The following is a 13,596-nucleotide window of genomic DNA, read 5'->3' as shown; positions in this document are numbered from 1 at the left end:
ATTCCCATGCCGCACGGAAGATCGCTAACTACGTAGCCTGCAAGCCGAGGCGCGCACTCAAGGCTATGCAACCTCGGCAAGGGCATCCAGCAAGCGAGTAGCCAAGTCCTGATGGGTGACGCCTTTTGCGTCAACATTTATCGGGAGCCCCTTTACTCGCAACACGCCGAAGATAACCGCAGCAGCAATAATCCAGAAGGATGTCTGCTCTGGAACTGTCTCCTTGACAAGGTCGAGCAGTCTTCGCAACCGATCTAACGGCGACGGATGCGGATCCCCCGTGCTGCCTTTCAATGGCGAGAGCGAGGCAATGACGAACATCGCCAGAGCTATTCCCATACCTCGCTTCGCCACTACTTTTCCGACTTCGTGACCACTTTCCTTTGCGTAAGTACGCGCGGCGCCAAGCAGCCAATCAAGAGCGAACTCGTCGGCTCGCCGCTCTTCTAGCTCTGCAGTCTCTTCCTGATCTTTAATCCGGTGCTTTAACTCATGCAGGAAAACGAATGCCACAGCAAGCTGCACGCAATCGTCCGCTAGAACCTCAAAGAGATTTCCCGAGTTGAGAGGGCGGATTGGCTTGCAGTGCAGGGCATCCGGTGAGTTCAAGCAATCAATCGCGTTGTTGACGTTACTGCGAAGGGCTTTCACATATGTGGCTTCGCTTGGATCAGCCGATTCGAGCTCTGACAGGTCCAGCATTCCGACCTGCGCCGCCCAGATCGCGCCACTGTAGAGTTCGACGGCTTGAGCACCCGAAGTTGCCAACACCCAAACTGCCTCAAGACTGCGCTGTGAGAATCGGATAAACCAACTGTTTGACTCCATCACGAAGCCAACTTGATCGCCACCCCGCAGCACGAGGTTACTCACACCCTCCAGCAAGGTGTCGAGTTCTTGAGAACGCTCAGGGGCAGCTGCGCGGAACAACTTAATGAATTCATCAGTAAGATCGCTTGGATCTTTTTGATCGTCGACGTCTCTCATTTCCTTCCCTTTGAATGCAGCTTACGAAGACAACCGGCGCTAGGAGTTGTCCGGTCAGATCCAACCCTTACCTCGCAACTGCGAGGCCGGCCCGCCCCGTGCATACTCGCTCGACCAAGTCATGAAGTACATCACATCAACCTAATGTCGAACGGCAACCTGGGCGCCCCTCGGGACTTAACGGGCTTACGGAAGAGAGCCTACCGAGCCTGCCTCCAGCTCCAAGGACTCACCCCCGGCCATTCGGCGACGCAGCGCCTCCGTAGATATCTTGGACGCGACCGTCAACGCCAAGGCTTTTCCATCAAGTGATCGATAGTAGGGATCGTCCACCCCTGATCTCAGGTAAACCACGAGATCGGGGCCGATGGTCAACAGCCCAGCGTCAAACAAGGCGTGGATGTCCGTGCGCAGCAGTGGGCCATTGCTCAATGCGTTCGTCGATAGCCCCCCCCTTAGGGCACGATATGGGCTGCGTCTATAACGCTTGAGATCGTCGTGCCCGCGACCATGCACACTACCCCATAGTAGGCTACCAGGCGCTTGCGAAAATCGGTCTGTCCCTGCCTGCTGACACGCAGCACCTGCTCAACACGTTTGCCGTCCATTAGCGCTACGCCCGAGGCGATGGGCTTTGGTATTGGGACCACAACGCGGGAGTCAACATTCCTTTGCACCGCGCGTGAGACGACGAACGCGGCTACTGATAACGACGCTCAACGCGGACGATCCGTATCCAATCATGAACCTCCGGCCCTTCCTATCGTTGGCTTACGCCAACGACGGAAGCACCCCGGATGTCTGTCACCACCCTTACCAAGCGTCTTGTCGCGTCAGCACAACCCAAGGATCGTGCATACGAGCTCAGGGACGCGCAGGTACGCGGTCTCTTACTCCGGGTGCAGCCCAGTGGGCATAGAGCCTGGGTCGTCACCTGGGAGCACGGGAAGCGTCGTACGCTAGGGTCTGCTGGGCGCCTGACCCTCGACGAGGCTCGCGAGATTGCCCGCAAGATCATCCGGACCGCGCTGCACTTCCGTCACGCTTGACTCCACCAACGACCGGCGTAGCATTTGAGCCAGCCAAGGGACAGACCCGCGGCAAGCACAACGACATGAGGGATTCTCATGGAATACGACTATCTGGTGTTCATCGGGCGATTCGAGCCCTTTCATAACGGCCATGCCGCCGTTGCCCGCCTCGCACTGGGACGGGCGAAGAAGCTGATCTTTCTTGTCGGTTCCGCCGACGCCCCCCGCAGCCTGCGCAACCCCTGGACCGTCGCCGAACGTGCCGTGATGATCCAGGCGGCCCTTGAAGGCGCCACCGACCGGCTGTTGATCCGCCCGCTGCGCGACCACCTGTACAACGAAGCCCAATGGATCGCTGGCGTGCAGCGCACCGTGGCCGAGGCCATCCGCGCCGATGACGGCGACGCTGACGCGAAAGTCGGCCTGGTCGGCATGGACAAGGACGCATCCAGCTACTACCTGCGCGAATTTCCGCAGTGGCCGCTGGTGGATGTGCAGCACACCGAAACCCTGTCGGCCACCGAACTGCGCCGCTATCTGTTCGAAGCCGGCTCCATCGACTTCCATGGCGCCCTGTTGATGCTGCGCGGCAACGTGCCGGCGCCGGTCTACGAGATGCTGGAGGCCTTCCGCCGGAGTTCGCCGGCGTACGCCCAGCTGGTGGCCGAATACCAGTTCATCGAGCACTACAAGGCCGCCTGGAAGGACGCGCCCTACCCGCCGACCTTCGTGACCACCGACGCCGTGGTGGTCCATTCCGGCCACGTGCTGCTGGTGCGCCGCCGCGCCGAACCGGGCAAGGGGCTGTGGGCGCTGCCGGGGGGATTCGTGGGCCAGAACGAGGGTCTGCTGGATTCCTGCCTGCGCGAACTGCGCGAAGAGACCCGGCTGAAGATTCCCGTGCCCGTCCTGAAAGGCTCGCTGAAAGGCCAGCACGTCTTCGACCACCCCGACCGCAGCCAGCGCGGACGCACCATCACCCACGCATTCCACTTCGACTTCCCTGCCGGCGAACTGCCTGACGTGCGCGGAGGCGACGATGCCGACAAGGCCCGCTGGATCCCGGTCAGCGAAGCACTGGAAATGGGGCCCAAGCTGTTCGAAGACCACCTGCACATCCTCGAGTTCTTCCTGGGCCGGGGCTGACCCGGCCTGACCCCGCCGGCGGATAGACCGCCGGCTTCATCCGACGCGAAGGAGCTTCCGTCATGCAAACCCTCAGCAACCTTCTCCTCAACACCGACAGCTACAAGGCCAGCCACTGGCTGCAGTATCCGCCGGGGACCGATGCCACGTTCTTCTACGTGGAGTCGCGCGGCGGCATCCATGACCGCACGGTGTTCTTCGGTCTGCAGGCCATCCTGAAGGAATACCTCGCCACGCCCGTCACCCATGCCGACGTGGACGAGGCGCGCGATGTATTCGCCGCGCACGGCGAGCCGTTCAACGAAGCCGGCTGGCGCGACATCGTCGACCGCCATGGCGGCCGCCTGCCGATCCGCATCCGCGCCGTACCGGAGGGCACCGTGGTGCCCACGCACGAAGCGCTGATGACCATCGAGTCGACCGATCCGCGCGCATTCTGGGTGCCGTCGTACCTGGAGACGATGCTGCTGCGCATCTGGTACCCCATCACCGTGGCGACCATCAGCTGGCATGCGAAGCAGACGATCCGCCAGTTCCTGGAACGCACCAGCGACGACCCGGAAGGCCAGCTGCCCTTCAAGCTGCACGACTTCGGCGCCCGCGGCGTGTCCAGCCTCGAATCGGCCGCCCTCGGCGGCGCCGCGCATCTGGTCAACTTCATGGGCACCGACACCGTGTCCGGCCTGTTGCTGGCGAAGGCGCACTATCACGAACCGATGGCGGGCTTCTCCATTCCGGCCGCCGAGCACAGCACCATCACCAGCTGGGGCCGCGACAACGAAGTGGAGGCCTACCGCAACATGCTGCGGCAGTTCGCCAGGCCGGGTTCGATCGTGGCGGTGGTGTCGGACAGCTACGACATCTTCCATGCCATCCGCCAGCACTGGGGCACCACGCTGAAGCAGGAGGTGATCGATTCCGGCGCGACCGTCGTGATCCGTCCCGACTCGGGGGATCCCGTCGCCGTGGTCCACCAGTGCCTGGACCTGCTGGACGAGGCCTTCGGCCATACCGTCAACGGCAAGGGCTACAAGGTGTTGAACCACGTGCGCGTGATCCAGGGCGACGGCATCAATCCCAACAGCATCCGCGCGATCCTGGAACGCATCACCAGCGCCGGCTACGCCACCGACAACCTGGCCTTCGGCATGGGCGGCGCACTGCTGCAGCGCCTGGACCGCGACACCCAGAAATTCGCGCTCAAGTGCTCCGCCGCGCGCGTCGGCGGCGAATGGATCGACGTCTACAAGGACCCGGTGACCGACAAGGGCAAGCAGAGCAAGCGCGGCCGCATGACGCTGCTGCGCCATCGCGAGTACGGCGGCTTCCGCACGGTGCCCGTGCCCGCCTCCGCCGCCTCGCTGGACGCGGTGGAACGGCCCGCCGGCTACGACGACGCCATGATCACGGTCTGGGAAGACGGCCGCCTGCTGCGCGACTGGACCTTCGCCGAGATCCGTGCGCACGCCGACGCGGCACGTCTCTAGCGGCTCATCCCTGCGGCACGCCGGTCATGTCGGGCAGGCGGTGCGCCACGCCCTTGTGGCAGTCGATGCAGGTCTTCTTGCCGGTGCCCAGCCACAGCTTGTGCACCTGCGCGGCGCGCGAGCCCTGGCGGGTGAGGTCCATCGAGTCGTAGTCGTGGCAGTTGCGGCATTCCAGCGAGTCGTTGGCCTTCAGCCGGTTCCATTCGTGCGTGGCCAGGATCAGGCGTTCGTCCAGGAACTTCTCGCGCGTGTTGATGGTGCCGAAGATCTTCCCCCACACCTCCTTCGATGCCTGCATCTTGCGTGCGATCTTGTCCGTCCAGTTGTGCGGTACGTGGCAGTCCGGGCAGGTCGCGCGCACGCCGGAGCGGTTGCTGTAGTGGATGGTGGTCTTCAGTTCCTCGAAGACGTTGTCCTGCATCTCGTGGCAGCTGGTGCAGAACGCTTCGGTGTTGGTGGCCTCCAGCGCCGTGTTGAACCCGCCCCAGAACAGGATGCCGGCGATGAACCCGGCCACCGTCAGGAAGCCCAGGCTGTAGTGCCGGCTGGGCAGTCGAAGGGTGCGCCACAGGTCCCGTATCCGCGCCTTGGTCCGTGACCACATGGGCTACTCCTTCGCCGTCGGCGGCGACAACACGCTGTCGATGTCGCGGAACTGGTTGGCCACCAGCACCGGCGCGTCGGTCTGCACCACGTGACACTGGTTGCAGAAATAGCGGCGCGGCGAGATGGTCGCCAGGAACTGGTCGTCGCGGTCCATGTAATGGGTCACGCTGACCGGCGGCGCCTGGAAGGTGGCCGCATTGGCGCGCGCGTGGCACAGCATGCAGCGGTTGCTGTTGCGGTCGACCTGATAACCGTCGATCGCGTGCGGAATGGTCGGCGGCTGCATGGGGTACGCGCGCGCGCGTTTGAGGTCGGCATTCTCCACGTGCGCCAGCGGCGGCGGATGCCCTTCCTGATCCACGGGCACGCCCCGGCGCAGCGCATCGATCTGTCCCGCGCCGGGGATGAACACCGCGCGCGCCTCCACCGGCACGGGTGCGGCGTCGGCCACGGCGTCCACGTGCTTCGGCCGGCCTACCAGCCAGCCCGCCACGAACACCAGCGCCATCAGCACGCCCGTCAGCGCCACCGCGATCCACAGCTGCTTGTTCTGCATGGCGAGCCTCCTAGGCGGCGACGACCTTGACCGCACACTTCTTGTAGTCGGTCTGCTTGGAAATCGGATCGGTGGCGTCCAGGGTGACCTTGTTGATCAGCTGGCCCGCGTCGAACCACGGCACGAACACGACACCGCGCGGCATGCGGTTGCGCCCGCGCGTCTCCACCCGCGAGCGCATCTCGCCCCGACGCGAGGCCACGATGATCTCGTCGCCGCGCTTGAGCCCGCGGTCTTTCGCGTCGTCCGGATTCATGAACACCACCGCGGCGGGGAACGCCTTGTACAGCTCAGGCACGCGCATCGTCATCGAACCCGAATGCCAGTGCTCCAGCACGCGCCCGGTGACCAGCCACAGGTCGAAGTCGTCGTCGGGCGATTCCGCCGGCGGTTCGTACGGCAGCGCCCATATCACCGCCTTGCCGTCCTTGTTGCCGTAGAACTCGAAACCGCTCCCCGCTTTCACGTAAGGATCGGCGCCTTCGCGATAGCGCCACCGCGTCTCCTTGCCCTTCACCACCGGCCAGCGCAGGCCGCGCGCCTTGTGGTAGTCGTCGAACGGCGCCAGGTCGTGCCCATGGCCGCGGCCGAAGGCGGCGTATTCCTCGAACAGGCCCTTCTGCACATAGAAGCCGAACAGCGCCGATTCGTCGTTGGCGTAACCGGCCTCGATGTCGGCGGTCGGAAACCGGTCCACGTTGCCGTTGCGGTACAGCACGTCGAACAGGGTCTTGCCCTTGAACTGCGGGTTGGCCGCCAGCAGTTCGGCCGGCCAGCACTCGTCGGTGGTGAAGCGCCTGGAGAATTCCATCAGCTGCCACAGGTCCGAGCGCGCCTCCCCGGGCGCCTTCACCAGCTGGTGCCAGAACTGCGTGCGGCGCTCGGCATTGCCATAGGCGCCCTCCTTCTCCACCCACATCGCGGCGGGCAGGATCAGGTCCGCCGCCTGCGCCGTCACCGTGGGATAGGCATCGGAGACGACGATGAAGTTGTCCGGATTGCGGTACCCCGGCCAGGTCTCCTCGCGCAGGTTCGCCGCCGCCTGCATGTTGTTGTTGACCATCACCCAGTACGCGTTGAGCTTGCCGTCCTTCAACGCGCGGTTCTGCTCCACCGCGTGGTAGCCCACCTTCGGATTGATGGTGCCGTGCGGGATCTTCCAGATCTCCTCGGCATGCTTGCGGTGCTCGGGGTTGGTCACCACCATGTCCGCCGGCAGGCGGTGGCTGAAGGTGCCCACCTCGCGCGCCGTGCCGCAGGCCGACGGCTGCCCGGTCAGCGAGAACGGGCTGTTGCCCGGGGTGGCGATCTTCCCGGTCAGCAGGTGGATGTTGTAGACCATGTTGTTGGCCCACACCCCGCGCGTGTGCTGGTTGAAGCCCATGGTCCAGAACGACATCACCTTCGTCTTCGGATCGGCGTACAGCTCGGCCAGCTGCTCCAGCCAGCCACGTTCCACGCCGGTCATCTCGACGGCCTTCTCCAGCGTGTACGGCGCGACGAAGGCGGCGAACTCCTCGTAGCCGATCGGCTGCCCGCCGTTGGGGTCCTTGGCGTTCTTCGCCTTCACCTCCAGCGGGTGTTCGGGGCGCAGGCCGTAGCCGATGTCGTCGTTGCCGCGCTTGAAGGTGGTGTGCCTGTCGACGAACGCCTTGTTGACCTTGCCGGTGCGGATGATGTGGTTGGCGATGTAGTTGAGGATCACCAGGTCGGTCTGCGGCTTGAAGATGATCGGGATGTCGGCCAGCTCGAAGCTGCGGTGCTCGAACGTGGACATCACCGCCACCTTCACGTGCGGATGCGACAGGCGGCGGTCGGTCACCCGCGTCCACAGGATCGGATGCATCTCGGCCATGTTCGAACCCCACAGCACGAACGCATCGGCCGCCTCGATGTCGTCGTAGCAGCCCATCGGCTCGTCCATGCCGAAGGTGCGCATGAAGCCCGCCACCGCCGAGGCCATGCAGTGGCGCGCGTTGGGGTCGATGTGGTTGCTGCGGAACCCGGCCTTCATCAGCTTGTTGGCCGCGTAGCCTTCGAAGATCGTCCACTGGCCGGAACCGAACATGCCGATGGCGTCGCTGCCCTTGTCCTTGAGCACGCGCTTGAACTGCGCGGCCATCACGTCGAAGGCCTCGTCCCAGCTCACCCCGGTGAACTCGCCGTCCTTGGCGTAGGCGCCGTTCTTCTTGCGCAGCAGCGGCTGGGTCAGGCGGTCGGCGCCGTACAGGATCTTGGAGAGGAAGTAGCCCTTCACGCAGTTGATGCCGCGGTTGACCTCGGCATGCACGTCGCCGTGCGTGGCCACCACGCGTCCCTCCTTCACCGCCACGTTCACGCCGCAGCCGGTGCCGCAGTAGCGGCACGGTGCCTTATCCCATTTCAGCGTGGTCAGGTCGCCTTCGGTGACGACGTTGCTGCCGGTGCCGGTCAGCGGCAGGCCGGCCGCGGCGGCCGCCGTGACCAGCGCGCTGTGGCGGATGAATTCACGACGTGTGCTCATGGGCATCTCCGGTCGCGGACAGGATGGACAGGGGAGGCAGTGCCTCGTCGAGCGCGTGCGCGGGCTCGGCGTGGTGGTAGACCAGCAGCACGTTCAGCACGCCCGGCACGGCCTGCAGCTGGTCCACACGCGCCATCACCGCATGGCGGTCGGCGGATTCGCAGATGACCACGCTGCGCGTGCCGCCGGCGAGCGCCAGGTCGAGGTCGGCATGTTCGCGGATCATCGCCGCCAGTGCGTCGGCCGCGGTTTCGCGGTGCTGGACGACGAAGCTGGCGATGTGGACTTCGGCATCGGGAGCGGGTGCGTTCAAGCGACGGCCTCCATGGCGGGTGCGTGATGCAGGGCGATGGCGTCCACGGGACAGGGAACGACGCAGGCGCCGCAGCCCGTGCATGCTTCGGGATCGACCGTGGCGGCGCCGCGCGCGCCGGGCGGCAAACGGATCGCGGATGCGGGGCACACCTCGCGGCAGCTGGCGCAGACCACGCCCTGTGCCGACAGGCAGGTGTCGGCGACGCCGGCGACGAGCGTCCACGGCGGATCGCGCGCGGGCTCGAACGCACCGCTGCCGCACGCGGCCACGCAGTCGCCGCAGAACGTGCACTCGCCCGCGCGCGACTCGAAGCGCGGCAGGCCGTCGGCGTCGCGCAACAGCACCTGCTCGGGGCAGGCGCGCACGCAGGCATCGCAGCGCGTGCACGCGGCGAGGAATTCAGGTTCTGACTTCGACCACGGCGGTCGGCATGCGGCAGGTGGCGGCGTGGCCGGCACACGACCGAACAGCAGGGCACGACGGGAAGGAGAACGGATGTCGTCCATCGCTCAGGGCCCGGTCGGCGGCCCGGCGAACAGCAGCTGCCACATCCACACCAGGAAGCCGTAGCCGGCGACGAACAGGATCGCCATCAGAGGGAACACGACCAGCGTCAGCAGCAGGAACGCCAGGCGCTCCTGCTGTCTGCTTGCAACGGCTGTTCCTTCGCCCTGCTCCATGATGCCTACCTTGTGGGTGGGTACTGGGTGCGACGGTGCTGCGGACGCAGGCTATCACATTAATGTGACGCGTCCGACCCGCTCATCCGCTGCGGGCCTGGGTCGCCGATTGCTGCAGTGCGATCCAGTCTTCCGGCGTGTTGCAGTTGCGCAATGCCCGATCGAAGTGCGTAGCAGGCAGATGCTGCGTGTCGATGCCCTGCTGCAGGGCCCGCAGCGAGCGCTCCCGGCCGGCGCGCGCGCCCACGGCACGCATCAGCACGCGCATGCCGTCGTCCACGCGCAGCATCATCGGCAGGGGATGGCCTTCCACGCAGGCGCATGCCGCATCGACGGTCAGCAACGCCTGCAACAGGTCCGTGGACAGCAACGGCATGTCCACGGGCACGACGATCCATGCACCGTCGGTCAGACGCGATGCCAGTTGTGAGAGCGCCCCCATCGGGCCGGTATCGCGCGTCGCATCGGGCACGCCGCCCATGTCAGGACGGTCCCCGCTGACGACCACCTCGACCGCGCCCGCCTCGATGAGCATGCCGCGCATGTGCGTCAACAACGTGCCGTTCCCCCACGGCAGCAAGGCCTTGTCCGTGCCCATGCGCGAGGAACGCCCACCTGCCAGCAGCACTGCACGCCATGCGGGCGATGTCTGGCTCATGCCGGCATCCAGGCGGGCGGCTGCAGATGGCTCAGGCCATGCACCTGCACGGGCGTACCCGCGCCCACGTCGCCCAGATCGGACGGCAGCGTGATCCACGCCGTCGCCTGCGAGAACGGCAACAGGCGGAACGATGCCTGCGCCTGCGCCACGTGCGCATGCAGGCGACCGTCGCGGTCGCAGCGCAGCGTGCCGTGCAGGACGGCATGCAGTCCCGCGCGCGAGCGGCAGTCGTCGGCCAGCGGCAGCCAGCACGGCGTTTCCGGCGGCAGGCCCAGCCAGGCGCGCAGCAGCGGCTCCACCAGGAAACGGAAGCCCACCGCCGTGGACAGCGGATTGCCCGGCAGGCCGACGAACATCGCGCCTTCGCGCAGGCGCGCAGCCAGCACGGGCTTGCCCGGACGCAGCGCCACCCCATGGAACAGCGTCTCGGCGCCGCGCGCCTGCAGCGCGGACGGCACGAAGTCGTAGCACCCTTTCGACACCGCACCCGTGCTGAGCACCAGGTCCGCGCCCTCGGCCAGCGCGGCGTCCACCGCGGCCTGGAAGACCGGGACCTCGTCGCCGACGCGCCGCACGAAGACCGGTTCCGCACCTGCCGCGACGAGCGCGGCACGCAGATAGGGCGAGGTCGCATCGTGGATGCCGCCCGGCGGCAGCGGCGTGCCTGCTGCCACGATCTCGCCACCGGTCGCCAGCACGGCCACGCGCGGACGCCGTGCCACCCGGATGCGCTCGATACCCAGCCCGGCGACCAGCATCACGGCGGCCGGATCCAGCACGTGCCCTGCGGGCAGCACGCACTGCCCGGGCTGCACGTCTTCGCCGCAGCGACGGATGTTCGCGCCCACCACCACGTCTCCCTGCACGCGTATGCGCGAAGCGCCCGACGCGGCGGCAGGCAAGGCCTCTATCCGCTCCACCGGTACCACCGAGTCGGCACGCGCCGGCAACGGTGCTCCGGTCATGATCTCCCAGGCGGATGCGTCGTCCTGCGGCGCGGGCTGTCCGGCGGCGATGCGCGCGCCGATCTCCCACACCTGCGCCGTGGCATCCGGCCGTCCGGCCGCGACCAGCGCAACGCCATCCAGCGCCGCGTTGTCGAACGGCGGCAGCGCTACCGGGCTGACCACCTCGTGGGCAAGCACGCGACCGACGGCATCGCCGGGGGCACAGGGCTGCACGCCCAGCCGGTCCGCGCCGCCGCGCAGCCGCTCCACCGCTTCCCGGTAACCGATCACCCTGTCCCCTCGCCGACAACGCCTGGCCCAGCCTAGTGCCGGCCGCCGGCCTTTGCCAGCCGCCGCCACGCCTTCATGCGACTGAACCTGCGACCGCAAGCCGCAGCCGATTGACCCATATCAAGGACAGTCGCGTGGTGCGGGCCTAGGCTGCCTCCATGGCCAACCTGTCCTCCCTGTTCGATCCCGACCTGCTGCGGCGCTACGACACGCCGGGGCCGCGCTACACCTCGTATCCCACGGCGCCGCAGTTCTCGCCCGGCTTCGACGAGAGCGACCTGCGCGCCATGGCGGCGACCAGCAACGGCGACCCCATCCCGCGGCCGCTGTCGCTGTACCTGCACATCCCGTTCTGCACCAGCCCGTGCTTCTACTGCGGCTGCAACCGCATCATCACCCGCGACACCGCGCGCGGCGCGGCCTACCTGACGCGGCTGTACCGCGAAGTGGCGATGGCCTCGGCGCTGTTCGACCGCGACCGCGACGTGGAGCAGGTGCATTTCGGCGGCGGCACGCCCAACTTCCTTACCCCGGCGCAGATCGCCGAAGTGATGGACGTGCTGCGGCGGCACTTCTCCTTCGCCGCACCGGCGCGGCTGGACTGTTCGATCGAACTGGATCCGCGCTTCATCACCCCGGACGACGTCGGCGCGCTCGCCGCCGCCGGCTTCAACCGCGCCAGCCTGGGCGTGCAGGATTTCGACCCCGAAGTGCAGCGCGCGGTCAACCGCATCCAGAGCGTGGAGCAGACGCTGGCGATCATCGACGCCTGCCGCACGCATGGCCTGCAGTCGGTGAACGTGGACCTGATCTACGGCCTGCCGAAGCAGAGCCTTGAGGGCTTCTCGCGCACGCTCGACATCACCCTGGAGGCGCGGCCCGACCGCCTGGCGATCTACAGCTACGCGCACCTGCCGTCGATGTTCCGCCCGCAGCAGCGCATCAACGCCGAGGACCTGCCTTCGCCGGAGGTCAAACTGGGCCTGCTGCAATGCGCGATCGACAAGCTGGGCGAAGCCGGCTACGTCTACATCGGCATGGACCACTTCGCCCTGCCTGGCGACAGCCTGGCGCAGGCGCAGCAACGTGGCGACCTGCACCGCAACTTCATGGGCTACACCACCCATGCCGAGAGCGACCTGGTGGGCCTGGGCGTAAGCGCCATCAGCCACATCGGCCCGAGCTTCAGCCAGAACCCGCGCGACCTGGGCAGCTGGGAACAGGCCATCGACCAGGGCCGCCTGCCCGTGTGGCGCGGCATGCGGCTGGAGGAAGACGACGTGATCCGCGCCGACGTGATCCAGCAGCTGATGTGCCACGGCACGCTGGACTACCGCGATCTGGGCCGCCGGCATGTGATCGAGTTCACGACTTACTTCGCCGACGCCCTGCAGCGGCTGCGCCCGCTGCAGGACGACGGACTGGTGGAACTGCGCCCGGACGGATTGCGGGCCACCTCGCGCGGACGGATGCTGTTGCGTATCATCGCCATGTGCTTCGACCGCTACCTGCCCACCGCTGCAGCCTCGACGCCTCGCTTCTCGCGCACCGTCTGACCACTCCGGGAGTGTCCGCATGAGCTCGCCGCTGGTCTTCCCGCGCACGGATGCGAGCATCGTCGCCGACGACGGCGATGCGCTGAGCTTCTGCTCCACCTGCGCGTTCTCGCAGGCCTGTCTGTCCGAGGGCATGGACAAGCGGGCGCTGATGGACCTGCATGTGCTGGTCGAACACGTCGGCCCACTGCGCGCCGGCGAACACGTGTTCCGCGAGGGCGATCCGTTCGGCGCCATCGCCGCGGTGCGGGCGGGCACGGTGAAGACCTACCAGATCGACCGCAACGGGCACGAGCAGGTGCTCGGCTTCCACCTGCCCGGCGAAGTCATCGGCCTGAACGCGATCCACGGCGACCGCTATCCCTGCAACGCCATCGCCCTGGACACGGTGATGCTGTGCCGCTTCTCGTTCCCGAAGATCGCCCTGCTGGCCACGCGCCTGCCCAACCTGCAGCAACACCTGTTCAAGCTGATGAGCCGCGACATCGGCGTGGCCTCGCTGTTCGCCCGCGACAATACCGCCGACGAGCGCATGGCCGCCTTCCTGATCGGCCTGTCGCGCCGGCTGGCCGCGCGTGGATTCTCGCCGCGCCGGTTCCAGCTGACCATGGCGCGTACCGACATCGCCAACTACTTGCGCCAGGCGCCGGAAACCGTCAGCCGCGTGCTGCGCCGTTTCGAGCAGGACGGCCTGCTGCACATCAAGCAGCGCGATGTCGAGATCCTCGACCTGCCCCGCCTGGAAGCCCTCGCGCTGAGCGTGCTGCGGGATTGAGGCCGCGCCTGGATGCAGATGTGGGAGCGACGTGAGTCGCGATCGCGTCTGGGG

General features: G+C 66.7%; 14 protein-coding genes. 4 read left to right on the top strand and 10 right to left on the bottom strand.

Features of this window, described 5'->3' with window-relative positions; all coding sequences use genetic code 11:
* Positions 1-63: 63 nt before the first annotated feature.
* Together V8246_RS07260 and V8246_RS07255 are read right to left on the bottom strand one after the other, a co-directional pair.
* Positions 64-987, bottom strand: coding sequence for a hypothetical protein (locus V8246_RS07260; RefSeq protein ID WP_336188575.1), 924 nt, complete (start codon positions 985-987; stop codon positions 64-66).
* Positions 988-1,173: 186 nt separating this feature from the next.
* On the bottom strand, positions 1,174-1,503 hold the full coding sequence (locus tag V8246_RS07255; RefSeq protein WP_336188574.1) for an HNH endonuclease signature motif containing protein: 330 nt from the start codon (positions 1,501-1,503) through the stop codon (positions 1,174-1,176).
* 605 nt (positions 1,504-2,108) lie between these two features.
* On the opposite strand from V8246_RS07255, the gene V8246_RS07250 reads away from it, so the two are divergent.
* The gene (locus tag V8246_RS07250) at positions 2,109-3,164 is read left to right on the top strand and encodes a bifunctional nicotinamide-nucleotide adenylyltransferase/Nudix hydroxylase (protein ID WP_336189066.1); all 1,056 of its coding nucleotides are present in this window, start codon (positions 2,109-2,111) and stop codon (positions 3,162-3,164) included.
* Positions 3,165-3,226: 62 nt separating this feature from the next.
* Positions 3,227-4,651, top strand: coding sequence for a nicotinate phosphoribosyltransferase (locus V8246_RS07245; protein WP_336188573.1), 1,425 nt, complete (start codon positions 3,227-3,229; stop codon positions 4,649-4,651).
* Between the two features lie 4 nt (positions 4,652-4,655).
* Here the strand turns inward: V8246_RS07245 and V8246_RS07240 are convergent, their stop codons facing one another.
* The 8 genes from V8246_RS07240 to V8246_RS07205 form a co-directional block, all read right to left on the bottom strand.
* Complete coding sequence (locus V8246_RS07240; protein ID WP_253457229.1) at positions 4,656-5,255, bottom strand: NapC/NirT family cytochrome c; 600 nt, start codon at positions 5,253-5,255, stop codon at positions 4,656-4,658.
* 3 nt (positions 5,256-5,258) lie between these two features.
* Positions 5,259-5,813 (bottom strand): nitrate reductase cytochrome c-type subunit, encoded by a 555-nt coding sequence (locus V8246_RS07235; RefSeq protein ID WP_312770119.1) that lies wholly within the window; start codon positions 5,811-5,813, stop codon positions 5,259-5,261.
* 10 nt (positions 5,814-5,823) lie between these two features.
* On the bottom strand, positions 5,824-8,316 hold the full coding sequence (gene napA / locus V8246_RS07230) for a periplasmic nitrate reductase subunit alpha (RefSeq protein WP_336188572.1): 2,493 nt from the start codon (positions 8,314-8,316) through the stop codon (positions 5,824-5,826).
* A complete protein-coding gene (locus tag V8246_RS07225) occupies positions 8,300-8,629 on the bottom strand; it encodes a chaperone NapD (RefSeq protein ID WP_336188571.1) in 330 nt (109 codons plus the stop codon). The genes napA and V8246_RS07225 overlap by 17 nt, the downstream gene beginning before the upstream one ends.
* Positions 8,626-9,138 carry a ferredoxin-type protein NapF gene (napF, locus tag V8246_RS07220; protein WP_336188570.1) on the bottom strand — a complete coding sequence of 171 codons (513 nt, stop codon included), beginning with the start codon at positions 9,136-9,138 and terminating at the stop codon, positions 8,626-8,628. Before napF ends, V8246_RS07225 begins: the two co-directional genes overlap by 4 nt.
* 3 nt (positions 9,139-9,141) lie before the next feature.
* On the bottom strand, positions 9,142-9,312 hold the full coding sequence (locus V8246_RS07215; protein WP_336188569.1) for a periplasmic nitrate reductase, NapE protein: 171 nt from the start codon (positions 9,310-9,312) through the stop codon (positions 9,142-9,144).
* A gap of 82 nt (positions 9,313-9,394) precedes the next feature.
* Positions 9,395-9,970 carry a molybdenum cofactor guanylyltransferase gene (locus tag V8246_RS07210; RefSeq protein WP_336188568.1) on the bottom strand — a complete coding sequence of 192 codons (576 nt, stop codon included), beginning with the start codon at positions 9,968-9,970 and terminating at the stop codon, positions 9,395-9,397.
* The gene (locus tag V8246_RS07205) at positions 9,967-11,211 is read right to left on the bottom strand and encodes a molybdopterin molybdotransferase MoeA (protein WP_336188567.1); all 1,245 of its coding nucleotides are present in this window, start codon (positions 11,209-11,211) and stop codon (positions 9,967-9,969) included. Before V8246_RS07205 ends, V8246_RS07210 begins: the two co-directional genes overlap by 4 nt.
* A 158-nt stretch (positions 11,212-11,369) precedes the next feature.
* Here V8246_RS07205 and hemN point away from each other — a divergent pair, with 158 nt between their 5' ends.
* Positions 11,370-12,767, top strand: coding sequence for an oxygen-independent coproporphyrinogen III oxidase (gene hemN, locus V8246_RS07200; RefSeq protein WP_162108207.1), 1,398 nt, complete (start codon positions 11,370-11,372; stop codon positions 12,765-12,767).
* A 19-nt stretch (positions 12,768-12,786) separates the two neighbouring features.
* Entirely contained in the window at positions 12,787-13,542 is a 756-nt protein-coding gene (locus tag V8246_RS07195; RefSeq protein WP_245125781.1) for a helix-turn-helix domain-containing protein, read from the top strand.
* The last annotated feature ends 54 nt before the right edge of the window (positions 13,543-13,596 follow it).

Source organism: Pseudoxanthomonas sp. F11, assembly GCF_037046485.1.
In the GTDB taxonomy this organism is placed as follows: Bacteria; Pseudomonadota; Gammaproteobacteria; order Xanthomonadales; family Xanthomonadaceae; genus Pseudoxanthomonas_A.
This window is presented reverse-complemented; position numbering and strand designations above follow the sequence as displayed.

What these genes read in the sequence shown, in the direction of transcription:
- V8246_RS07215 (WP_336188569.1), bottom strand. Translation starts at nt 9,312, where the DNA reads ATGGAGCAGGGCGAAGGAACAGCCGTTGCAAGCAGACAGCAGGAGCGC.
- hemN (WP_162108207.1), top strand. Translation starts at nt 11,370, where the DNA reads ATGGCCAACCTGTCCTCCCTGTTCGATCCCGACCTGCTGCGGCGCTAC.
- V8246_RS07245 (WP_336188573.1), top strand. Translation starts at nt 3,227, where the DNA reads ATGCAAACCCTCAGCAACCTTCTCCTCAACACCGACAGCTACAAGGCC.
- V8246_RS07260 (WP_336188575.1), bottom strand. Translation starts at nt 987, where the DNA reads ATGAGAGACGTCGACGATCAAAAAGATCCAAGCGATCTTACTGATGAA.
- V8246_RS07240 (WP_253457229.1), bottom strand. Translation starts at nt 5,255, where the DNA reads ATGTGGTCACGGACCAAGGCGCGGATACGGGACCTGTGGCGCACCCTT.
- V8246_RS07195 (WP_245125781.1), top strand. Translation starts at nt 12,787, where the DNA reads ATGAGCTCGCCGCTGGTCTTCCCGCGCACGGATGCGAGCATCGTCGCC.
- V8246_RS07210 (WP_336188568.1), bottom strand. Translation starts at nt 9,970, where the DNA reads ATGAGCCAGACATCGCCCGCATGGCGTGCAGTGCTGCTGGCAGGTGGG.
- V8246_RS07235 (WP_312770119.1), bottom strand. Translation starts at nt 5,813, where the DNA reads ATGCAGAACAAGCAGCTGTGGATCGCGGTGGCGCTGACGGGCGTGCTG.
- napF (WP_336188570.1), bottom strand. Translation starts at nt 9,138, where the DNA reads ATGGACGACATCCGTTCTCCTTCCCGTCGTGCCCTGCTGTTCGGTCGT.
- napA (WP_336188572.1), bottom strand. Translation starts at nt 8,316, where the DNA reads ATGAGCACACGTCGTGAATTCATCCGCCACAGCGCGCTGGTCACGGCG.